12 protein-coding genes are annotated in these 22,675 nt (G+C 73.7%); 8 read left to right on the forward strand and 4 right to left on the reverse strand.

The features are described from left to right. The first annotated feature begins 2 nt into the window (after positions 1-2). Positions 3-1,016, forward strand: a complete 1,014-nt coding sequence (locus CP970_RS09385; protein WP_055552888.1) for an aldo/keto reductase — start codon at positions 3-5, stop codon at positions 1,014-1,016. 9 nt (positions 1,017-1,025) lie between these two features. On the opposite strand, the gene CP970_RS09390 is transcribed toward CP970_RS09385, so the two are convergent. The 4 genes from CP970_RS09390 to cyc2 all read right to left on the reverse strand — a co-directional run bounded on the left by CP970_RS09390 (position 1,026) and on the right by cyc2 (position 7,363). After that, complete coding sequence (locus CP970_RS09390; protein WP_055552886.1) at positions 1,026-2,174, reverse strand: aminopeptidase P family protein; 1,149 nt, start codon at positions 2,172-2,174, stop codon at positions 1,026-1,028. A 107-nt stretch (positions 2,175-2,281) separates the two neighbouring features. Continuing rightward, positions 2,282-2,995 (reverse strand): PDZ domain-containing protein, encoded by a 714-nt coding sequence (locus tag CP970_RS09395; RefSeq protein ID WP_055552883.1) that lies wholly within the window; start codon positions 2,993-2,995, stop codon positions 2,282-2,284. A gap of 92 nt (positions 2,996-3,087) precedes the next feature. After that, positions 3,088-5,001: an O-aminophenol oxidase PhsA gene (gene phsA, locus CP970_RS09400; protein WP_079043843.1), complete on the reverse strand. Its 1,914-nt coding sequence runs from the start codon at positions 4,999-5,001 to the stop codon at positions 3,088-3,090. Between the two features lie 184 nt (positions 5,002-5,185). Further along, positions 5,186-7,363, reverse strand: coding sequence for a germacradienol/geosmin synthase Cyc2 (gene cyc2, locus CP970_RS09405; protein ID WP_055552881.1), 2,178 nt, complete (start codon positions 7,361-7,363; stop codon positions 5,186-5,188). A 252-nt stretch (positions 7,364-7,615) separates the two neighbouring features. On the opposite strand from cyc2, the gene CP970_RS09410 reads away from it, so the two are divergent. The 7 genes from CP970_RS09410 to CP970_RS09445 are packed head-to-tail and all read left to right on the forward strand — an operon-like array spanning position 7,616 to position 22,662. After that, positions 7,616-8,104 carry a hypothetical protein gene (locus tag CP970_RS09410; protein WP_055552879.1) on the forward strand — a complete coding sequence of 163 codons (489 nt, stop codon included), beginning with the start codon at positions 7,616-7,618 and terminating at the stop codon, positions 8,102-8,104. A gap of 2 nt (positions 8,105-8,106) precedes the next feature. Further along, a complete protein-coding gene (locus tag CP970_RS09420) occupies positions 8,107-11,289 on the forward strand; it encodes a hypothetical protein (protein WP_055552877.1) in 3,183 nt (1,060 codons plus the stop codon). Beyond that, positions 11,262-17,594 (forward strand): CHAT domain-containing protein, encoded by a 6,333-nt coding sequence (locus CP970_RS09425; RefSeq protein ID WP_150493170.1) that lies wholly within the window; start codon positions 11,262-11,264, stop codon positions 17,592-17,594. The genes CP970_RS09420 and CP970_RS09425 overlap by 28 nt, the downstream gene beginning before the upstream one ends. Next, positions 17,591-17,947, forward strand: coding sequence for a hypothetical protein (locus tag CP970_RS09430; protein WP_055554633.1), 357 nt, complete (start codon positions 17,591-17,593; stop codon positions 17,945-17,947). The genes CP970_RS09425 and CP970_RS09430 overlap by 4 nt, the downstream gene beginning before the upstream one ends. Continuing rightward, a complete protein-coding gene (locus tag CP970_RS09435) occupies positions 17,940-18,404 on the forward strand; it encodes a nucleotide exchange factor GrpE (RefSeq protein ID WP_055554636.1) in 465 nt (154 codons plus the stop codon). The genes CP970_RS09430 and CP970_RS09435 overlap by 8 nt, the downstream gene beginning before the upstream one ends. Further along, complete coding sequence (locus CP970_RS09440; protein WP_055554638.1) at positions 18,401-20,542, forward strand: Hsp70 family protein; 2,142 nt, start codon at positions 18,401-18,403, stop codon at positions 20,540-20,542. Before CP970_RS09435 ends, CP970_RS09440 begins: the two co-directional genes overlap by 4 nt. Further along, a complete protein-coding gene (locus tag CP970_RS09445; RefSeq protein WP_150493172.1) occupies positions 20,539-22,662 on the forward strand; it encodes an Hsp70 family protein in 2,124 nt (707 codons plus the stop codon). Before CP970_RS09440 ends, CP970_RS09445 begins: the two co-directional genes overlap by 4 nt. Positions 22,663-22,675: the final 13 nt, after the last annotated feature.

A 22,675-nucleotide genomic window follows, 5' to 3' on the forward strand; every position in this document is an offset into this window, starting at 1 on the left:
TCATGAAGCAGCGTTTCCTGGGCCGTACGGGGCTGCGCGTCAGTGAGCTGTGTTTCGGCGCGATGATGTTCGGCAGCGGTGCCGACGAGGCGACGTCGCACCGCATGCTGGACACGTTCACGGAGGCGGGCGGCACCTTCATCGACACGGCCGACATGTACGGGCGCGGAGTGTCGGAGGAGGTGCTCGGCCGCTGGCTCAAGGGCCGCCGCAGGGACGAACTGGTCATCGCCACCAAGGTGTTCGCCACCATGAGCGACGCCCCCAACGCGGGCGGCCTGAGCCGCAAGCACATCGTGTCGGCGGTGGAGGCGAGCCTGCGGCGCCTCGGCACCGACTACATCGACCTCTACCAGACGCACGTGTGGGACGCGACGACGCCGATCGAGGAGACCCTCGCCACCCTGGACACCCTCGTGAAGGCGGGCAAGGTGCGCTACTTGGGGGCGAGCAACATCTCCGGAGCGCAGTTGCAGAAGGCCCTCGACGTGGCGCGGGCCCGCGACTGGGAGCCGTACTCCTGTCTGCAGCCGCTGTACAACCTCCTCGCGCGCGAGATCGAGTGGGAGCTGCTGCCGCTGAGCGCGGCCGAGGGCGTCGGCGTCATTCCGTACAGCCCGCTCCAAGGCGGCTGGCTCTCGGGCAAGTTCCGGCGCGGCATGGCCAACCCGCCCGAGGGGGCGCGGGGTTCGGGTGCCTGGGAGCGGCGGAACACCGAGGAGACCTGGCAGGTGGTCGACGCCCTCCTGGAGATCGCCGACGACACCGGGCACACCCCCGCGCAGGTGGCGCTGCGCTGGCTGCTCCAGCGGCCGGGGGTGACCGCGCCCATCGTCGGGGCGCGGTCCGTCGAGCAGCTGAGCGACAACCTCGGCGCCGTCGGCTGGGAGTTGACGGCCGAACAGCACGAGCGACTGACGAAGGTGAGCGCGCGGCCGCTGCCCTATCCGTACGACGTCCTGGCGTACTACCCGGGCCGCGAACCGCGCACGGGGCCGCGCACGGACTTCAGCTGACGACCGGCCTCAGCTGACGATCGCCATCTCGCGGGCGGTGCTGTTCAGGCGCCGCCCGCCCTCCTCCGTGACGGTCACGATGTCCTCGATGCGCACGCCGAAGCGGCCCGGCAGGTAGATGCCGGGCTCTACGGAGAAGCACATTCCCGGCACGAGCGGCTGCTCCTCGCCCTCGATCATGTAGGGCGGTTCATGGGTGGTGACGCCGATGCCGTGTCCGGTGCGGTGGATGAAGCGCTCGCCGTAGCCGAACTCGGTGATCACCGCGCGTGCGGCGCGGTCGACGTCCTGGCAGGCCGCGCCCGGCCTGACCGCCGCGCAGCCCGCCGCCTGCGCCTCGCGCACCACGTCGTGCACGCGCTGTTCCTCGGCGGTCGGCTCGCCGACGTGGACCGTGCGCGAGGTGTCCGAGCCGTAGCCGTGCAGCAGGCCGCCGAAGTCGAGGACGACCATGTCGCCGTGCTCGATGACGCGCTCGCCCGCCTCGTGGTGGGGGTTGGCGCCGTTGGGGCCCGAGCCGACCACGGTGAAGTCGACCTGGGAGTGCCCGAACCGCCGCAGCAGCTCCGCGAGATCGGCGGCGACGTCCGTCTCCCTGCGGCCCGCGAAGGGCACCTTCTGGATCTCCTCGTACGTCGCGTCGGCCGCGGCACCCGCTGCCGCGAGGCGCTCTAGCTCCGCGGCGTCCTTGACCGCGCGCAGCATCGGGAGGGCCTCCGTGAGGGAGACGTAGGAGGTGCCGGGCAGCGCCTGCTGGAAGCCGAGCAGGTGCATCGCCCAGGCGTTGTCGCTCACCGCGAAGCGGCCGTCCACGTCCAGGAGCGGGGCGGTGACGGCGTACGGGTCCTTGCCGTCGGTCCAGTCGCGCAGCGTGAGCGCGGCGGCGCCCACGGCCCGCTCGGCGTCCGGGGCCTCCAGGGTCGGCACCACGAGGACGGGGTCCTGGCCCGCGGCGAGCACGAGCGTGGTGAGGCGCTCGGTGGCGGCGGTGGGACGGTAGCCGGTGAGCCACGTCAGGTCGGGCCCGGGGGCGACGAGGACGCCCGCGAGACCGGCGTCGGCCGCCGCGGCGGCGGCCCGCTCCATGCGGGCCCGGTAGTCGGCAGCCGTGAAGGGCACGGGCTCGTCGGCGGTGCTGGGCGCGGGCGCGCTGCTCATGAGACCTCCTGGTGTCTACGCCAGCATCCTGCCCGCACCGGGGCGCGCCCGCGAACCCGGCCCGGCCAGCCCCGGCCAGCCCACCCGGCCGGTCCGCCCGGCCCGGCTCAGGTCACGATGCCCGGCCGTACCGAGAGCACCTGGCGCCCGCCGCCCTCGTGGCGGACCGTCAGCGTCACCCTCTTGCCCGGGCGCGCGGCGGCGACCGCCGAGGCGAGGGCGGCCGCCGAACGGACTCGGGTCCCGCCGAACGCGAGCAGGGTGTCGCCGCGTACGAGTCCCGCGGTGTATCCGGGCCCCGGGACGTGCACGCCGACGAGCAGGGCGCCCGGGCCGCGCTCGGCGTCGACGGCCTCGACGCCGAGGGCGGCGGGCCTGGCGGGGGCGGTGCTCCGGTGCGGGCCGCCGGGACCGGGGGACGCGGTCGGCTGCCGCGTGCCGCCTCCCCCGGCGGAGGGCTTGGCCGCGGCAGGACCGCCGGGCCCGCCGAGCGCACCCGGTGGCGGCGCCGCCTTCCGCATCTCGGCGAGTTTGCTCATGCCGATGACGGTGGCGCTCACCGTGCCGAGCCCGATGCCCGAGAGCACCAGGACCACGGCGACGAGCAGGCCGGACAGCAGGGCCGTCAGGCGCCTGCCGCGCCGCCTCAGGGCGTGCGTCCTGTGCCCCTTCCCGCCGGGCGGGCCGGGGCTCCGACGGCCCCGGGGGTTCCCGCCGGAACCCCCGAGGCGCCACTTGGCGGACTTGCGGTCGGATTCCGTTCGGCCGGTGGCGGAGTGCCCACCCGGCATCGGCTTGGGACGCAACGCGGTGTCATCCATGGCTCGCCTCCGGCCACAGCCCTACCCGGCGTGACCCGGCCCCGACGCCTCACGAACGGGTGACGTCCAGCTGTGCGGCCCGCCCGCCGGGCCTACGCCGCGTGCCCGCCGTGTCCGCCGTGCCCCGCGCCGTGGTCGAACTTCAGTGCCTCCTTCGGCAGCACGACGAACGGCCGCATCATGCCCATGTCCTCGTGCTCGAGGAGGTGGCAGTGGTACATGAACCGGCCGTACGCTCCGTCGAACTTGCCCATCACGCGCAGCTGTTGGCCGCCGGGCACCAGGAACACGTCCTTCCAGCCGCGCTCGTTGGGGGCCAGCGGGATCTGCCGGTCCGGGTTGAAGGTGATCGGCGTGCGGGTGCCGCCGACGGTGACGTCGAAGCCCGAGACGTCGTACGCGTCCCTGCCGAGGAGCTGGAAGTCCGCCAGGTGGATGTGCATCGGGTGGGTCACCGGCGGGTTCACCGCGAGGTTCAGGAAGCTCCACTGCTCGTGGCTGCCCTCGGCGATGGTGAAGCCGAGGCCGTCGTTGAACGTGCGGGCGGTCCTTCGGTACGTCTTCACCTTGCCGTCGGCGCCGCGCACCTGGATGATCCCCTCGGTCGGGAACCGGAGGTCTCCGGGCTCCTCGATCTCGGTCATCTCCCAGATCTCCGGGTGGCCGCCGCCGCCCTTCGTGGCGGGCGGGGTCAGCACGATCAGCCGGTGGCCGTGCTCGATGTCGTGCGAGAGCGGGCGGAACGAGCCGGAGAGGACCTCCGGCAGTTCGAACGTGTCCGGCTCGGCGCACTCGCCCACCCGGAACTCCATGACCTGCGGATAGCGCACGTCGTTCGCCACGTCGGGCACGCCGGGGGCCTGGGCGCGGCCCTTGTTGACCAGGCGAAGGCTGCGGCCCGCGAGCTCCCTGAAGTCGACGAGCAGGTCCATCCGCTCCGCGGGCGCGACGGTGAGCGTCGGCAGCGCGCCGTCGAAGTCCACCGGCACGGGGCGCGGCAGGAGCCCGCCGTCGCTGCCGATCTGATGCAGGACGCCGGTCACCGGATTGTCGTCCTCGTCGATGAGGACCAGGTCGTACACGCGCGCGTTCGACGCGTTGACCAGGCGGAAGCGGTACCAGGCCGCGTCCACGTCCGCGTACGGCCAGATGCGGCCGTTGACCGTGCTGTAGGGGCCGGTGAAGGGCAGCGAGACCGGCTTGCCCGTCTCGGCGTTCTTCGGGTCGACGATGACGGTCTTGTGCAGCAGGCGTCCGTTCAGCCGCCCGTCGGCGTCCGTGTCCAGGTTCCTGTCGGCGAGCAGGAGCGGGATCTCCCGGTCGCCGCGGGGCAGTTGGAGCGCTTCCTCCTCGTCGTCCCGGACGAGGTAGGTGCCGTACAGACCCGCCTGGACGTTCCACCGGGTGATGTTCATGGCGTGGTCGTGGTACCACCACTGGACCGCCTGGTGGTCGTTCGGGTACTCGGAGAGCTGCGCGTCGCCGTACCCCACGGCGTTGTCCGCCCAGCCGTCGTTGCCGCCGCCCGTCTGTGCGCCGTGCAGATGGGTCACGGCCCAGGCGGGCAGCGCCGCCACGTCCTTGTTCGGCTCGACGCCCGCGCGGCCGGGCAGCGTGCCCGGCGAGGGGTCCTTCTTCGGGTCGCCGCGGAGCACCTCGACGGCCGTGACGGGAAACTCGGAGCCCTTCGGGATGCGGTTGGTCCAGGCGATGCGGATGCGCTGTCCCCGGCGCACCTCGATGGTCGGGCCCGGCACCGCGCCGTCGTACCCCCACATCAGGGTCGGTGGCAGCTGCGGGTGCAGGCGCACCCAGGCGGGGCGCAGCGCGATCTCCGTCTCCTCGCGCACGTCCGCGTTGTCGGGCCGCAGCACCGGCGGGACGGTCAACGGCGCCACGAAGGGCTCCAGTTCGCCGTCGGCCTGGGCCGCCGCCCCGGGCTCGGGCTCGTCGCCGAGCAGTCGGCCCGTGATGCGGTCGGTGATGTGGTCAATGATGTCGGTCAAGATCGAACACCCCCGTGTTCATCCCTGTTCATCCCCCATGTCGCGGCCGGTCGATGGCCGCCTTCACTTCAAAGGACTCCTCACGCACCAGGGAAGTTCCACGAACCCAGCATTCCGGATGAAACCATCCGAACGAGCCCCACCGGCGGGGCCGGTGGGGCTGGTGGAACTGGTGAGGCCGGTGTCAGCGCAGGCCCGCGATCGAAGGGACCCGCGGCACCCGGTCAGGCACGAAGCCGTGCGCCCGCCGGGCCAGGTCCCGCGCGCCGTAGCGCCGACAGTCCTGGTGCCACTTGAGGATGCCCGCCATCCAGTTCCGCAGGTCGGCCACGTAGCCGTTCAGGGTGTCCTTGGCCTCGTCCGTCAGCTCGAAGTCCGCGTACAGGACGGGGAGTTCATGTGCCACGACGTGTTCGAACTGCGTCATGCGCTGCGTCATGAGGTCGTGCACGACGCGGAGCGCCTGCGGGTAGTCGCAGCCGAAGAAGTTCCGCACGACCAGGATGGCGTTGTGGATCTCGCCCTCGTACTCGATCTCCTTCTGGTACGAGAAGGCGTCGTTCACGAGCATCCCGAAGTCGGCGGCGGCGTTCTCCAGGGAGCGGACCGGGCCGCTGCGGTAGATCTCCTCGGGCACGGCGGGTCCGTGTCCCATGCGGCACAGGCTCATGGTGAGGTCGCTGCCGAAGGTGGCACGGCGCATCTCCAGGTAGTCGACCGGGTCGGGGATACGGTTCTGCAGCTGGTTGGAGAGTTCCCACAGCCAGCTCTCCAGCATCACGTCCACGGAGTCCCGCAGGGTCCGCCGCCGCTCGGGCGCCATCTCCCCTGCCGTACGCCGCCACAGGTCGACGAGGCCCCGTTCCAGGGCGTTCACGGGCACGACCGTCGGGACGCCCTCCAGCGGCATGCACGCGTGGAGCCGCTCGGTGCACGCCTTCGCGGCGACGAAGCCGTGACCGAGGCCGTGGCCGTGGCCGAAGAGAAGGGGGTAGTAGTCGTCCGCGTAGGTGCCCCAGACCAGCCACTGGGAGCTGAGGTCGAGCGCCTCCTCGGTGCCCTCCGGGTCGAGGCCCGCGGCGCACAGCGGCACGTCGTAGGCGTCGAGCTTGTCCTCGTCCCAGACGCCCTCCGCAAGGATGCCCATCGCGTGCGCCCAAGCGGTGATCCGGCGCCGGGCACCGTCCAGGCCAGGGTTGAGGGTGACCTCGAACGGCATGTAGATGTCCGGCACTTGCGACGGTCCCACCCGCTCGAACGGCACGTGCGTGAAGGAGCGCAGCCGCTCCGCCCCCGCCGCGGCGAGCAGCGCGCCCACGTCGGCGGCCGACGTGCCGATGCCGGTGGGGCCGCCAGGTCCTCCGCTGCCCAGCGCGCCCTCGTTCATGTACCTGCTGGAGCGCAGGTGCCACTCGTGGCCGCCGGACTGCCAGTCCTGAAGTCCCCGTGTGTAGGCGGCGATCGCGGCCGCCTCGGGCGCCGAGAGGCCCCTCTCCAGGGCGATGGCGGGCACTTCGGTGAACGCCGTGTGCTCGAACTGGTGCAGCCGCGAGGTCAACACGTCGTTGACGGTGTCGGCCGCCTCCTGTGTCGTGCAGTCGAAGAAGGTCTCCAGAACGAGCACTCCATTGCTGAGCTCGCCCTCGTCCTGGACCTCGCGCTGGTACGAGAAGAGGTCGTTGCGCAGATGGACGCTGTCGGAGAACGTCTCCATCAGCACCCGCAGCGGCCTGGAGTCGGCGACCGCGGCGGGCACTTCGGCGGTCGCGTATTCGACGAGCCCCGCGGACCAGGGCGCGCCGCCCACCTTGCGGCGCATCTCGATGTACTCGACGGGGTTGGCGATCCGCCCCTCGTTGATGTTGGAGAGCTCCCACAGGGATTCGTTCAGGAGGTGCTCGGTGGACCGGGCGAAGCGGCGGCGCCAGTCCACCGACATCGCGGGGACCGTGCGCGCCCACAGGTCGGCGAGGCCCGCCTCGACCGGGTTCCGCGGCTCCGGCACGGGGGTGGCGAGGTCCATCGGCATGAAGAGGGGCAGCCGGTCCAGATGGGCCTTGCCCGCGGCACGGTCCTGGGTGCGCTTGAACATGTCCAGGAAGTGGTCGTCGAAGAAGAAGACCCACACGTACCAGTCGGTGATCAGCGAGAGGGCCGGACCGTCGCAATCCGGGTGCGTGTACGCGCACAACAGGCCGTAGTCGTGAGCCTCCAGGTCGCTCTGCTCCCAGACGCCCGAGCCCTCCAGCATGCCCATGTCGCGCGCCCATCGGGTGGAGTGCGCGCGTGCTTCTTCGAGGTGGGGGTTGAGCCGCGCGGGATGCGGCAGGTAGAAGTGCGGGAGTGTGAACGGCTGCGTCATGGCCCGGCCATACCCGGGGCCCTCGGCGGGCATCCGGGCAGAGGCACATGATCGCACCATCGCGTGAATCGGGCGCGTGGTGGGGCGCGCGGGGAGCACGCGAGGGTATGGGGCGCCGCCCCGGTCCACTCCGGTACCGGCCCCGCTCCTCTCACCGGCGCTGGTGGACGTCCCACGGAATCACCCGTTTCCCGGCGTGAGCGCGATCGCCGCCTCTAGGCTGCCGTCACGCCCCCGGAAGGAACCCCCTCCATGACCGACGCGCCGCCGCGAGCGGAGCTGCTCCTGGACCAAGAGGTCCCCGACGGCCTGCGCCGGGAGCTGGTGGCCGCGCTCGACGCCCTCGGTGCGCCACCGGCCCGGGTCCGCCGCACCCTGGACCACCGCGGCGCGGCCGACATCCCCTGGATCGTCCTGGTGTCCCTGCCCCTCCAGGCGTTCCTGAGCGGTCTCGGGGCGGAGGCGGTCAAGGACGCGTACGAGGCGTTCAAGGGTGTCGTCCGCAAAGCCGCGCGCCCCGCGGAGCCAGCGCCCGGCGCCCTCGGTGCGGCGCGTCCCGCCCGGCCGCTGGTGCTGCGGGACCAGGCGACCGGCCTGGACGTCGTCCTCGAACCGGACCTGCCCGCGGAGGCGTACGACCGGCTCGTCGGGCTCGACCTCACGGAGTTCGCCGTGGGCCCGCTGCACTACGACCGCGCGCTGGGCCGTTGGCGGTCGGTCCTTGACGAGGCCACCGGCTGACTGTGACCGCGCACACGGAACGGGACCGAGCCGAACAGGCCTGTATCGACGGCGAGTCGGCGCTGCGCCGCGGCGAAGCGGCCGCCGCCGAGAAGCACTTCCACGAGGCGCTCGCGCTGGTCGACGGCGACGACGCGGAGTCCGCCCTCCGCGTCGCGGCGCGGGCGCACACCGGGGCGGGCCGCGTGCGGCTGGCCGCCGGTGAACTCGACGCGGCCGTCGCGGAGTTCGAGCGGGCGCGCAGCCTACGCCCCCATGCCGCGGGCCCCCTGCACTGGCTGGGCTGCGCGGCCGCGCACCGGGGCGACCTGACCACCGCGGAGACCCACTTGACCGCCGCACTGGCCTGCGTCGTCCCGCACCCCCGCAGCCTGATCCAACGCGCCTACGTACACGCCCGCGCGGGCCACCCCGAGTCCGCCCGCACCGACCTCCTCGCCGCGTCCCGCACGGCCCCCCTGGACGAGGAGGCCCACTGGACCCTCGCGGCCCTGTCCGGCCGCCCGGCACGCGAGGTGGCCCTGCGGCTGCGCGCGGCGGCGGTTGCGGTGGCGCGAGCGGGGGCGGAGCCGGAGGCGGTGACAGGAGCGGCCGCGGGGCCGCGCGGCGGCGACCGGGCTGCGGCGCTGCTGGAGGCGGCCTGGGGCCTCGACCAGGACCCTGGGGGGTTCGCCCCGCTGTACGCGGCGATTCTCGTGCGGGGCGAGGGGGGCCGGGAGAACGGGGAGAACGGGGAGGCCGGGCAGAAGGGGAGGCGGGAGCGGAGGGGGCTGGGCGAGCAGGACGAGCCGGGCGGCGCGGGCGGGCCAAGCGGGCAGGGCCAGCGGTGCGGGGAAAGCGGGCCAAGTGGACCGGCCAAGTCAGTTGGCCAGAGCGAGCCGAGCGGACAGGGGTCACGCTGGCAGGGCGAGCGGAGCGGCCAGAGCGGGCCGGGCGAGCCCGACGAGCCGGACGGCCAGAGCGAGTCCAGCGAGCAAGGCAAGCAGAGCGGCCAGGGCCAGCCGAGCGGGCAAGGCGGGGAAGGCGGGCCCAATGGGCCAAGTGGGCAGGCCGAGCGGTGCGAGCCGAGCGAGCAGAGCACGCCGAGCGGCCAGAGCGAGCACAACGGACCGGGCAGGCAGGGCGCGCCGAGCGAGCACAGCAGGCAGACCGCACCGAGCAGCCCGAGCGAGCACGGCGGGCCAAGCAGGCAAGACGAGCCTGACGGCCAGGGCGAGCACAACGAGCCAAGCAGGCAGGCCGAGCAGAGCAGCCAGCGCCAGCCGAGCGGGCAGGGCAGGCAGACCACACCGAGCGGGCAGCACGAGCCAAGCGACCAGAGCGCGCCTGCCGGACAGACCACGCCAAACGGCCACAGCGAGCACAACAGGCCAAACAGGCAGACCGAACACAGCAACCAGCACCAGCCGAGCGGGCAGGGCAGGCAGACCACACCGAGCGGGCAGCACGAGCCAAGCCACCAGAGCGCGCCTGCCGGACAGACCACGCCAAACGGCCACAGCGAGCACAACAGGCCAAACAGGCAGACCGAACACAGCAACCAGCACCAGCCGAGCGGGCAGGGCGGGCAAACCACACCGAGCGGGCAGCACGAGCCAAGCCACCAGAGCGCGCCTGCCGGACAGACCACGCCAAACGGCCACAGCGAGCACAACAGGCCAAACAGGCAGACCGAGCAGAGCAGCCAGCGCCAGCCGAGCGGGCAGGGCGAGCTGAGCGAGCCACGCAGGCGGAACAGGCCGAGCGGGCCCTGTGCCTGGCGGGAAGTTGCTGTTGGGGGGCTTCGGGAGGCCGCTCGGCGGGATCCTGCCGATCATCGGGTGACGCATGCCCTCGCGCTTGTGCTGCTCAACTCCGCCTCCCGTGACCAGGGTTCACGTTGGGAGTCGTGTGTCGCCGCGTGGGCGTCCCTGCTCTACGACGACGGGTTCTGGGAGCGCGTGCGCGTCAGTGCCGCGCGGCGGTACGGCGTGCCCGTGGAGCGTTCCCTGATCCCCGGCCTGCGCGCGGGGCTGCGCGAGTTCCTCGAACGGCGCATGCCCGACGGTGACATCGGTACCCGCGTCGCCCCCGGCCCGCTGCTCCAGCGCGAGGCCGACGCGGCGAAGCTGCTCGCGGGTGTCGGGGGTCTGCCGTCCGCCGAGGGCGACGGGGGGCCGCTGTTCTGCGGACCCCTCCGCGTCGCCGAGCTGGGCAGGACCGCGGAGTTCGGCGCGTTCGCCGCCGCGCAGGAAGAACGCGCGCTCCAGGCGACGCTCCAGGCGAGCGTCGCGGCATCCGCCACCGGAGCGCCCAGCGCCGATTCGACGCCCGCTCCCCCCACGTATGCCCCGGCCACCTACACCTCCCTGACGTACGCCTTCTCCGAACTCGGCCTTGCCCAGCTGCTCTTGGGGCAGCACAAGGCCGCCGACGCGCTGGCCGCGCTCGCCGAGCTGCGCTGCCCCGGCTGCCGGAAGCGCGGCGGGCCGGGATCGGGGGGCGTGTGCGAGCCGGACTGCGCGCGGTTCGACGAGCTGAACCCCGGATACGCCGGGCTGCCCGGCAAGCACCACAGGCTCGCCCTGGACGCGCGCGGCCTCGCCCTGGAGGCGCGGCTCAGCATGGGGCGCGCCGAACTGACCGCCGCACGCCCGGACTTCAGGGCCGCCGCGGCGTACTGGCGGCGCGCCCTGGTCCACAGCAGAGAACTGGAGCGCTACCGCGAGACGCAGACCGCGATCGTCGACATGGCACTCGGCGCCGCACGGGACGCGCACCGCGTGGGGCGGCTGAGCCTCGCGGTGGACACGCTGGAGGCGACCCGGTCCGTGATCGGGGCAAATGAACGCGGCCGCCTGGAGGGCCAGTTGGCCCGGGTGCTCGCCGACCGCGGCATCTCCGTGGCGAACGACGAGTCCTCGCTCCTGGACGAGCCCGTCGCCGACCTGCGGCGTTCCGTGGCCTTCAATCCGCACCTCCTGCGGGCACAGGTCAGCCTCGGCATCGTGCTGCGCGGGCTCGCCGCGGCCCGCTGGAGTTCGGGGAGCCTGTCCGGCGCGCGGGACACACTGCGCGAGGCCATCGACCAACTCACCGCCGCACTCGCCTACTTCCCCGCCGATCCCGACCTGGAGGAACAGCGGGAGGCCGCCGTCGCCGACCTCGATCACGTCATGTGGCAGCCCGACGAGAGCGGGCGGTGACGGCCGTGCTCGCGTACGAGGAACTCCGCATCCGGGTCCGCCGCGTCGGCGCGGGCCGCTACCTGGTCGTGGCCAACGGCCCGGCGGCCGCGGCCGAGGTGATCGCCGTGACAGGTGAGCCCGCGGCGTTCCGCGAGCAGTGGGACCGTCTCGTCTCGGCCGAGCTCGGCCTCGCGCCGATGGGCTCGCAGCACACGGTGGAACAGCTGCGGACGCTCGGGCGAGGGGTGTTCCACCTGCTGTTCGGCAGAGACAGAGACAGGGACGGAGACAGAAACGGGGACAGAGGCGGAGACTGCGGTGGCGCGGAGCTCGGCGTCTACGGGGATGCGGACGGCGCCGTCGGTGAAGGGATCGGGGGCCGCGTCGGCCTCTGTGTCGACACCGCCCTCGACCGCGCCCAGCGGATGCGGCCGCCGCGCGGGCTGCGCGTCCGCTTCGACCTGCCGCCCGAGCTGCGCGACCTCCCCGTGGAGTCGCTGTGCGCGCCGCCGGGCAGCCCGCAGCAGTCGCTCGCGCTCAACCACGGCTATTCGTTGGTGCGTTCACTGCCCGGCGGGCCGCTCGGCCGACGCCTTCCCGACGCGGCCGACCAGCCGAGCGTGATCCGGCTCGTGGTGGCCTGGGCCTCGCCCGCCGGTCTGCCGCCGCTGCGCGCGACGGCGGAGGTGGCCGCGCTCAAGGAGGGGCTCTCCGAAGTGGCCGTACAGACCAAGGTCGTCGAACGGGCCACCCGCGCGCGCCTGGTGGCGGCACTCGGCGCGGACACCGAACTGCCCACGGCCGTCCTGCTGATCGCGCACGGCGAGTACGACCACGAGCTCGGCAAGGGCGTGGTGTCGCTGGAGGCGGACGGCGGCGGAGGCGGAGGCGGTGGCGGAGGCGGCGGCGGAGGCGGTGGCGGTGGCGGCGTCGACCGGGTGCCCGCCGACCTGCTGAGCGGGCTGCTCCTCAAGGCGCAGCAGCTGCGGCTCGTCGCGCTCAACCTCTGTTCGGGGGCGGACAGTTCGAGCATGGAGCCGTTCTCCGGGCTCGCCCAGGCGCTGATCGGCGGGGGCGTGCCCGCCGTGGTGGCGATGCGGGGGCGGGTCAGCGACGTGGTGGCGGGCGCGTTCGGGCCCGAGCTGTTCAAGGGCATCGCGGCCAACAGGACCATCGACGAGTCCATGGCCGCCGCCCGGCTGCGCATCTCCCACCAGCCGGAACACACCGCGGTGGAGTGGGCGACGCCCGCGCTCTTCCTGCACGAGGAGTGCCGTCAGGGCTGGCTGTTCAAGGCGCGCGAGGTGCGTGACGAGGACGCGACGGCCGCCGATCCGCTGCGCGAGGGCGCGGAGGCGCTTCGCACCTTCAAGAGCCCCGTCGGGCACGTCGACTCGACCGTCCTGATCGGCGCGGCGCGCTTCCAGCGGGACCTCGGGCACTGGGCGCAGGTGCGGCGCACGCTGCGGACGCCGACCCGCAGTTACGAGGACGAGCAGCGGTGGATGCGGGCGGAGGCCGCCTTCGAACTGGCCTGGCCCGAGGTGCAGAAGCTCTGCGCGCTGCTCGCCGCCGAGCGGGACGCGGCGGGCGCGGCCGCGCAGTTGGAGGTGGTGCGCGAGGCGCTGCCCGGGCCGCTGCCCGGCTGTCTCGCGGCGGAGGTCGAGGTGCTCGCGCGAGTGACCGCGCTCGTCGACGAGGCGGTCGCGGCGGAGGCCCGTGCGGACTGGGCCACCGCGATCGGCCGGTACGAGGAGGTGCTCGCGCTGCGCCCCGAGGGGCCCAGGGGCGTCGTGGCGCGCCATGCCGCGGCCCGCGCCGAACTCGACGTGGCGCGCGCCTTCGAGACCGCCGAGCGGGCCAGGGAGGCGGGCGCCCTGACCGAGGCCGCCGCCGCGTACGCCGCCGTGCTGGCCCTGCGGCCCGGGCACGTGGCGGCCACGGCGTACGCCGCGTACGTGGGCGGGCGCGACGCAGAGGAGGCCGGGGACTGGCAGGCGGCCGAGACGGCGTACGGCGCGTGCGCGGGGGTCGGCGACGCGGTGGGCCGCGCGGCGTACGTACGGGGGCGGGCCGCCGCGGCACGCGGGCACTGGGCGAAGGCCCGCGACGCGTTCGGCGGCGCCGGGACCTCCTGCTCCGAGTCCCCGGCCTGGCACGCCTACTGCACCGGCCGGGCGGCCGAGGCGGCCGGGACCTGGGCGGCGGCCGCGGCGGGCTTCGCGGCGGCGGGCGGCTTCCGGGACAGCGACGTACGCCTGCGGTACGCGCGCGGGCGGCACGCGGCGGACAACGGCGACTGGCCGACGGCCCTCACCGACCTCGCCGCGGCGGCCGAGCGGGGCTGCGACGCGGAACCCTGGCTGAGCGAGCTGCGCCACCGCGTGTACGAGGCGGCGGTGACAGCATCGGAGTCCGCCGACTGGCCGACGGCGCTGACGCATCTCACGTCGCTCCCCCCGGACTACCGCGTGACGTGGCGGCGCAGGCGCTACGCGGAGGGGCAGTTGGCGGCGGCAGCGGGTGAGTGGGGGGCTGCGGCGGAGGCGTTCGGGGAGTGTGGGGGCGGGGGCCGCGGGGCGGCGGGTGCAGGTGGCACCGGGGCCGCCCGGACCGGCTCGGATCGCGCCGGGGTCGCCGGGACGGGGGCAGGTGGCGCCGGGACCGCCCGGACCGGCTCGGATCGCGCCGGGACCACCGCGATGGTCGAGGATCACGCCGGGACCGCCGACACGGCCGAGGGTGGCGCGAGAGCCACCGGGACGGTCGAGGATCACACCGGGACCACCGCGACGGTCGAAGGTGGCGCCGGGACGGGGACAGGTGGCACCGGGACCGCCCGGACCGGCTCGGATCGCGCCGGGACCACCGCGATGGTCGAGGATCACCCCGGGACGGTCGAGCGTGACACCGGGACCGCCCGGACGGAGGCAGGTGGTGCCGGGACGGTCGAGGATCACGCCGGGACCGCCGACACGGTCGAAGGTGCCGCGAGAGCCACCGGGACAGTCGAGGATCACACCGGGACCACCGCGACGGTCGAAGGTGGCGCCGGGACAGCCAGGACCGTCGAGGGTGGCGCCGGGACCATCCCGGATCACCCCGAGACCACCGGGACCGTCCCGGACCCCACCGACCAACCCCCCGGCGACTCCCCGAGTCTGTACGCGTACGCCCGAGGCCGGGTCTGTCAGGCGGAAGGGCGGTGGGAAGAAGCGTTGGAGTGGTTCGTCGCGTTGTCTTCCGGGTTGCTCGATGTGCCTGATCGGGTGCTGTATTCGCGGGGGCGTGCCGCCGACGCGCGGGACGAGTGGAACGGGGTCATCGACGGGTTCGGGCGGCTGCCCGACGCCTACGCGGACGGTGAGGTGGGCGTACGGCGGCTGTACGCACGCGCGCGCGTGGCCGCCGATCTGCGCGGTGACTGGGCGACGGCCCTGAGCCTCCTCACCGACGTACCGGACGCCGCCCGCGAGGGCACGGTGGCCGCCCTGCGGAGGAAGGCCGAGGGGCGCAGGGCCGAGGAGCGGGGCGACTGGGACGGGGCGTGTGCCATTTATGGGCAGGCGTTCCGGCAGAGCCCCCTGCCCGGACCGGCCACGCCCTCAGGCACCGGCGAAGCCCCCGGCGAACCCGACCCCGACCCCGAACCCGACCCCGAACCCGCCCACCTCTACCACTACGCCCTCGCCCGCTCCCACGAGTTCCACTGCCGGTGGGGCGACGCCCTGCACGTGTACCGGGGCCTGGACCGCACCTGGGCCGACGTCGTCGTACGGCAGCGCTACGTAGAGGTACGTCTCGGGGAAGAGCGCGCCGTCGGGGTCGACGAGTGGCGCGAGGTCATCCAGGGGTACGCGGCGCTCGCCCTGGAGGGCGTCGACGGGGTGGACGTCGCGGCGCGCGGGCGGTACGCGCGCGTGCGGCTCGCCGAGGCCACCGGGGACTGGGCCAACGTCGTCGCGGAGGCCGACGCCCTCGGGGAGCGCGCGGAGACCGTGGCGTACGCGCGCGGGCGGCTCGCCGACGCGCACCAGGAGTGGCAGCGCGCCGCCGACGCCTTCCGGCAGTGCCCGGGGCACCGGGACGCGGACGCCCACCTGGCGTACGCGGAGGGGCGGTTGCTGGAGGCGGCGGGACGCTGGAGCGCCGCCGTCGGCGCCTACCGGCGGGCGGGCGGCGCGCTGGAGCGTGCCGACGTGCGCTGCCGACGACTGCGGCGGCTCATCGGGCTGCTGCCCTGGGCGGACGGCCTCACCGGCACGCCCCTGGTCGCCGACCCCTTCGCGGTCGAGGACCCGACGTTCCCGTATCTCGCCCTCAAGGACGCCGGGGTCGATCCCGGCGCCTCCATGGAGGTCGTCAAGAACGCCTCGTACGCCCTCCTGGAGCGCGGCTCCATGTCGTGGGACGAGCGCGTCGCCCTTGAGCGGCTGCGGCTGCCGGGACGGCGCCTTCGCCTGGACGCCCTGCTCTACCGCTGGCACTCCCCCGACGCGCTCCGCGACGCCCTCGCCGCGCTCTCCCCCGACGACGAGGGGCCCGCGCCGCTCGACGCCCTGTGCGAACGCTTCCCGCGCGACGCCCCGCTGCTGCTGCTCCTGGCTCGGGACCGCGAGACGGCCGCCGCGGAGTGGGAGCGGCGGCTGCGCGCCGCGCCCGGCGACATGGCCGTGGTGCACGGACTCGCCGCGGCCAGACTGTGGCAGGCGCAGGAACTGGAGCAGAGCGGCGCGTGGGAACACGCCGTGGCCGCCTGGGAGTCGGCGCTCGCGTACTGGTCGACGCTGCTGAGCGACGACGGCTACTGGGACGGCTGGCGGGCCGAACGCGCCGCCTGCTACGAGCGGGATCTGACGCACGACGACATGGCCTCGCTGCGCTGGGAGCTCAGCCAGCACCTGTTCGGCCAGCTCTCGGCGTACGAGCAGCGCCACACCGAGCAGGACAGGCCCCAACAGGCCGCCGCCTACCAGGCGTTGACGGCCGTCCTGGAGGCGGAGCTGGGCGGCGCGCGGATCCTCAAGGACGTGGGCGGGCTGCCGGACGTGCCGGGCGCGGGCGGCACCCTGGCGTGCGGGCCGCGCTATCTGCGGCTGCTCGCCCTGGAGGCGCCGCTCGCCGAGCTCGCGGCCGCACTGGACGCGGCGGCCAAGGACGGCAAGGACCCCGGTGAGTACGCGGTGCGCGAACTGCGCTGGGCCTTCTCGGAGTTGGCGCAGGGCTTCATCCTGTCGGAGGTCCGCAAGTTCGAGCCCGCGCTGCGCGCCCTGCCCGTCTTCCGTACGCTCACCACGCTGCCCGAGGACTGCGCGGGCCCGGCCGCCGAGCCGGGGCACACCGAGTCCTGCCCGCACTGCGCGGACTTCCTGCGGCGCAACCCCGCCTACGTCCGGCTGCCCCGTCGGCACGCCAGGCTCCTCCAGGACGGCGTGGAACTCGCCGTGCACATCCGGCTCGCGCTCGCCAAGGCGGCCCTGACGCGCGGCGACGGCGGGCTCGGCGAGGCACTCGGCCAGTGGACGGAGCTCGTGCGGGTGTCCCGGAACGCGGGGATGCAGGCCCGTTCCAAGAAGGCCGTGATCCGCACGGTGCTCGGCCGGGTCGAGGCGCTCGCCGACGAGGACGGCGCGCAGCTCGGACCCTGCCTGGACGAGGCCGTCACGCTGGTGGAGTCGGCGACCCGGGTCCTGCACCCCATCGACCGTGACCTGCTGGTCCAACTGCACGCGAAACTCTCGGCGTTGCTCTCCCTGCGCGGCGTGTGGCGCGGCTACACCCGCACCCGGCACGGCATGCGGTCCGACGTGTACGGCGCGGAGGCCGATCTGCGCAGGGCGCTGGCCCTGAACCCGGAGTCGAGCCACGCCAGGGACAACCTCGCACGGGCCCTCGTGTTCACCCTCGACGACCGGACGTACGAGGTGCCCGCCCGCCTCCGGCTGCTGCACGAGGCACTCGACCTGCTCGACGTGGGCCTCGGGCAGGCCCTGACGCACCGCTACCGCGAGACGCTCGGCGAGGCCCTCGACGAGATGGAGAAGGTCCTCACCCGGCACCTCGGCGTCAAGGGCATGGGCGATCTGATCCGCAGCGACGGCCAGGAGGACCCGCCCGACGACGATGATCTACCCTCCTGGGCAGCCGAGTTGACGGACAAGGCGCAGGACGCGCTCGGCCGCGGCGACATCCTGTGGGCCCTGCACCATCTGATCCGCGCCACCCGCGCGGACCCCACCGACAGCCGGATCAGGCAGGCGCTCCTCGACGCCGTGCAGCGTTGGCTCGGCGAACTGGACAAGGCAGGAGACGGTATCGCGTGATCAAGGACCCTTCCGCGAGCTGGGACGGACCCTTCCCCTACGACGCGCTCGCCCCGGCGGGAGTGACGCCCTGGACCACCCACGCCGACATGCGGGACGTCTCCTTCGAGCTGCTCGCCCGGCATCTGATGACCCCGGTCACCCAGCAGGCGTGGGACGAGCTGCGCACGGTGCGGCGCAGGTTGCTCGTGGACCTCCTTCTGTACGACGTGGATCTCGAAGCCGAACTCCCTCTGGCGGCACAGGAGTTGTCACGTCTCATTGACGCCTCCACGGAGCAGCCCGACGCGGAGGGCCCGGTCCCCGAGGACAGGGCACACCTCGTCGCCGACCTGGTCCGATTCGATGTCTGAGGGATCTGAGAGGGCTGCGGACGCCGCGGCCGCGCGCGCCGCCCGGCTCGCCTACGAGCACGCCCGCGACCTGACCGCCCGCGACGCCGCCCACCAGGCGCTCACCGAACGGCTCCTGCTGCGCTGCGCCGACGTGCTCGACTCCTTCGACCGGCTCCTCGCCGACGGCGCGGCGAGCGATGTCGCGACGTACCGAAGAAGCCTCGGCCTGATCGCCGGGCAGTTGGAGACCGCGCTGGCCGACGAGGGACTCGAACGCCTCGGCCGCGTCGGCGAGCGGGCCGAACCCGCGACCCACCACGTGGCCGAGGCCCGTCCCGCGCCGGTCGGCGCGGGTGACGACGAGGTCCTTGAGATCGTGCGGCGCGGGTATCGATACCGGGGGCACGTGCTGCGCGCCGCCCGGGTGGTCGTCGCCGTCGACAGCGGCACCGAGCGAGAGACGGAGCGGGAATGAAGGCCATCGGCATCGACCTCGGCACCACCAACAGCGCGGTGGCCGCCCACGATCCGCACCGCGCGGACATCGCGGTGCTCACCAACAGCAAGGGCGAGCGGCTCACGCCGTCCGTGGTCGGCGTCGTCCACCGCGAAGGCAAGGACCAGCTGCTCGTCGGCGAGGACGCCCTGAACTGGGCGATCAGGCAGCCCAAGGAGACCATCGTCTCCGTGAAGCGGCTGATGGGCAGGGACTTCGCCGACGAATCGGTGGCCAGGGCCCGCGACCGGATGAACTACGAGATCGTGGCGGGCCCCGACGAGGATCCCCGCGCGCACGTACTGCTCGGCGGCCGCACCCGTACCCCCGCGGAGATCTCCAGCGTGCTCCTGGACCGCCTGGTCAGGGACGCGTCGCGGACGCTCGGCGAGCCGGTGACGCACGCCGTGATCACCGTGCCCGCGTACTTCCGCGACGCGCAGCGCGCCGCCACCCGGGAGGCCGCGGAGAAGGCGGGCCTGGTGGTGAAGAAGATCGTCGACGAGCCGACGGCCGCGGCGGTCGCCTTCGGCCTGCACAAGCCGGGCGGCGAGCGCAGCCGGGTGCTCGTGTACGACCTGGGCGGCGGCACGTTCGACATCTCGGTCCTGAACGCGGTCAAGGACCAGGAGGGCAGGAGCCAGTTCCAGGTGCTCCGCTCTGCGGGCGACATCTGGCTGGGCGGCGACGACTTCGACCTGGCCGTCGTCGAGCGGATCATCGCGTGGATGCGCGCGGAGCACCACGTGGACCCGGCCGGGGACAAGGCGTTCCTGTTCCAGGCGAAGAAGGCCGCCGAGCGCGCCAAGCGCGAGCTGAACGACCTGCCGGAGACGTACATCGTGATCCCGGCCGCGTACCGCAGCGAGAACGGCGTCATCGACGTCGAGATGAAGCTCACCCGCGGCGAGTTCCAGGAGATGATCGCGCCCCTGGTGACCCGGACGATGGACCTGGTGCGGGAGACCCTGGGGCGCTACGAGATGTCGACGGACGACATCTCCGACGTGCTCCTGGTGGGCGGCGGCACGCTCACCCGTCCTGTGTACGAGGCGGTCGAGGCGTTCTTCGGCGCCGACAAGGTGCGCAGGAACATCAATCCGATGGAGTGCGTGGCGTTCGGCGCGGGCGTGCTCGCCGAGACGCTGCGGGGCGTGGAGTGCTCGGACGCGGGGTGCGCGAAGCTCAACGAGTACGGCGCGGAGACCTGCGTGGCGTGCGGCAGGAGCCTGGCCGACGGGCGGTCCAAGGGCGACACGGGCCTGTACGAGTCGACGCCGATGGCGATGGGGATCGCCGCGATCAAGGGCAGCCAGCGCGACGTGTTCGTGGAGATCATCGAGGCGGGCTCGCCCTATCCGCTCTCCGAGCCGCGCCAGCGCACCTTCCACGCGACGGACAGCCGCCGGATCCGGGTGCCGGTCTACGAGGGCGACAGCAAGGTGGCGAGCGAGAACCACGAGCAGGGCGTGGTCGAGTTCGAGCTGCCGCAGGAGATCGAGGTCAACCGCCAGGTGGACGTCTCCTTCAACTACTCGGCGGACCGCATCATCACGGTGAAGATCTCCGTGCGCGGCACGGACATGGTCCATGAGTCCACGCCCAACAGGGAGAAGCCGCGCACCCCGCCGCCCGAGCCCGTCGAGGAGCTGGACAGCGCGGTCCTGCGCGAGCAGCTGGGCTTCGCCGAGCGGGAGGCCGACCACTTCCTGAAGCGGTACGGGCCCTACATCGAGCCGGTGCAGGCGATGAAGGTGCGCCGCGACATCGAGCAGGCGCAGCGGGCGGTCGCGATGGGCGACAGCGGCGAGTACAAGCGCCTGACCGAGCTGCTCCTCGACGACATGTACCGCCAGTGCGGCCTGGCCAGCCAGTTCCGGCAGGCCGAGCTCGCCTCCGAGGGCGCACCGCCTGACACGGTGCGGCAGATCAACGAGGCGGTCGAGTACGTCAAGCAGGCGCATCGGCAGGGCAACCGCGCGCAGACCGCCCAGCAGGCCCGCAACCTCGTCAACCTGGTCGCGGTGGCGCAGTCCGAGCGGGCCGTGCCGACGCTGCCCGACCGACCGGACTACGAGGGCATCCTGCGCTTCGCCGAAGAGACGGCGGGCGGATGACGGGAGCCAGGGGGTCGGCCGCGGCGGCACCCGTCAGCCTCGGCATCGACTTCGGCAGCACGGGCCTGCGGGCGCTCTTCGCGCTGCCCGACCGCCCTGGCCGACGGGTCGAACCGGGTCCCGACGACGGGCCCTGGCTGCTGTGCGAGCCCGCGGAGACCGGGGAGCTTCCCGTCACCTTCCCCAGCCTCAAGAGCCGCGTCGGCAGCGGGCGTCCGGTCCACGTGGGCGGCAAGCCGTTCGACGCGGACGCCCTCGTAGTGCGGATGTTGCGGTCGCTGCGCGAGCGCGTGGAGGCGGCGGCGCGGGGGCACGTCACGCAGACCGTGATCAGTGTGCCCGCGCGGTTCGGTTCGGCGCAGCGGGCCGCGCTGCGGGACGCGGCGCGCGAGGCGGGCCTGGAACCCGCCAGGCTCGTCAGCGACTCGATGGCCGCGGTGATCGGCCACATGACGGACCGGGACAGCGGCACCTGTCTGGTCTACGGCATGGGGTACGAGGGCTTCGAGCTCGGCCTGATCCGCAGCGTGCGCGGCCACTTCCGCTCGCTCGGCTACGAGGGCGGCGCGACGTCGGGGGGCCGCGCGTTCGACGCGGAGGCGCTGTCGTCGGCGGTCCGGCTGCTGCGCAGGCACCGCGGCGCTGGCTCGGTGCTCGGCGTGGACACGGCCGTGTGGCAGGGGCTGCGCGCGCGGGGGCAGGAGGCGCGGGAGGCCCTTGGCGTGCCGGACGGGCCCGAGGCCGCGGTGCTCGATCTGGAGCTCGGCGCGGGCCCGCCGCTGTGGGTGCGGTTCGCCCGGCACGACCTGGACGCGTATCTGGATCTGCACGTGCGGCGCACCCTGGACCGGGCGCAGGCGCTGCTCGACCAGTCGGGGATGACCCCGGCGGACGTGGACACAGTGCTCCTGGTGGGCGGCAACACCTGGATGGAGCAGGTGCGTTCGCGGGTGGCGGGGCTCGGCAGGCAGTGCGTGCAGGCGCCGCCCGAGCTGCTCGCGCTCGGCGCCCTGAAGCACGCGGTGCGGCTGGCGGGCGGCGCGGCGTCGTCAGGGCCCTCCGCCCTGGAGGAGGGCCCGCTGGAACCGGCCGCCGCCGTCCAGGACACCCTCTCCGACGCCCCGCCGCTCACGGCGACGCTGGTGGGGGCGGAGGGGCACGGGGAGCCCGGCGCGGCTGCCACGACCGCGCAGGACGACGCGCGCGCCCCCGGTGCGGGACAGGACACCTCCGTCGTACGCGACCCACGGCAGGTCCGCGACGTCGCGCGGGCCAGGCAGCTCCTGCGGCAGGGGCGGCCGGACGAGGCGGGGACGCTGCTTCGGGAGATCATCGCGGAGGCGCGGGAGCTGCTCGCCGAAGTGGAGGGGCCGGGACGGACGGCTTCCGGGCTCGCCTCCGGGCCAGCGTCGGGGGTCACGTCCGGGTCCGGGTCCGCGTCCGGGTCCGCGTCCGGGTCCACGTCCACGTCCGGACTCACGTCCGGGTTCACGGCCACGTCCGGACTCGCGTCCGGGTCCACGTCCGGGGCCACGTCCGGGTTCGCGTCCACGTCCGGGCCCACGTCCGGGCCCACGTCCGGGCCCACGTCCGGGCCCACGTCCGGGCCCACGGCCGTGCCACAGGCCCGTTCCACCGCCCCCGCCCAGCCGCCGCCCGCCCCACCGGCCACCCTCGACTACGCCTCCAGGCGCCAACTCGATCGCGCGCAGGCCCTGTTGTCGCTGGGCCAGTACGATCGCGCCGTACAGACCGCGCACATCGCCTGGCAGGACGCGGCGACCAGACCGGCCGGTGCCGACATGCTGGACGCGATGATCGACGTGCACTGCGCGGCGGCGATGGCCGACATGGCGCCCGAGCACTTCGCCGACGCCGAGCGGTGGCTGAACTGCGCGTACAACCACGATCCGACCAATGTGCGCGTGCGGGGACTGCTCGCCGAGCGCACCTACCGGCACGCCGTGGAGCTGGTCGGGCGCCAGGAGCGGGATGAGGCGGTCGAGGCCCTCGGGAAGTGTCTGACGTGGGATCCTGAACACGCCGATGCCGAGGCACTGTTGCGGCGGTTGAACCGCGACGGAAGGAACCGGCGTGGCAGGGGGGACGTCCTCGGATAGAGGCCCCCGGATC

This window comes from Streptomyces kanamyceticus, assembly GCF_008704495.1.
Classification (GTDB): Bacteria; Actinomycetota; Actinomycetes; order Streptomycetales; family Streptomycetaceae; genus Streptomyces; species Streptomyces kanamyceticus.

Excerpts from the sequence above, each read along its gene's own strand:
- CP970_RS09385 (WP_055552888.1), top strand. The coding sequence starts at position 3 with ATGAAGCAGCGTTTCCTGGGCCGTACGGGGCTGCGCGTCAGTGAGCTG.
- CP970_RS09390 (WP_055552886.1), bottom strand. The coding sequence starts at position 2,174 with ATGAGCAGCGCGCCCGCGCCCAGCACCGCCGACGAGCCCGTGCCCTTC.
- CP970_RS09395 (WP_055552883.1), bottom strand. The coding sequence starts at position 2,995 with ATGGATGACACCGCGTTGCGTCCCAAGCCGATGCCGGGTGGGCACTCC.
- cyc2 (WP_055552881.1), bottom strand. The coding sequence starts at position 7,363 with ATGACGCAGCCGTTCACACTCCCGCACTTCTACCTGCCGCATCCCGCG.
- CP970_RS09410 (WP_055552879.1), top strand. The coding sequence starts at position 7,616 with ATGACCGACGCGCCGCCGCGAGCGGAGCTGCTCCTGGACCAAGAGGTC.
- CP970_RS09435 (WP_055554636.1), top strand. The coding sequence starts at position 17,940 with ATGTCTGAGGGATCTGAGAGGGCTGCGGACGCCGCGGCCGCGCGCGCC.
- CP970_RS09440 (WP_055554638.1), top strand. The coding sequence starts at position 18,401 with ATGAAGGCCATCGGCATCGACCTCGGCACCACCAACAGCGCGGTGGCC.
- CP970_RS09445 (WP_150493172.1), top strand. The coding sequence starts at position 20,539 with ATGACGGGAGCCAGGGGGTCGGCCGCGGCGGCACCCGTCAGCCTCGGC.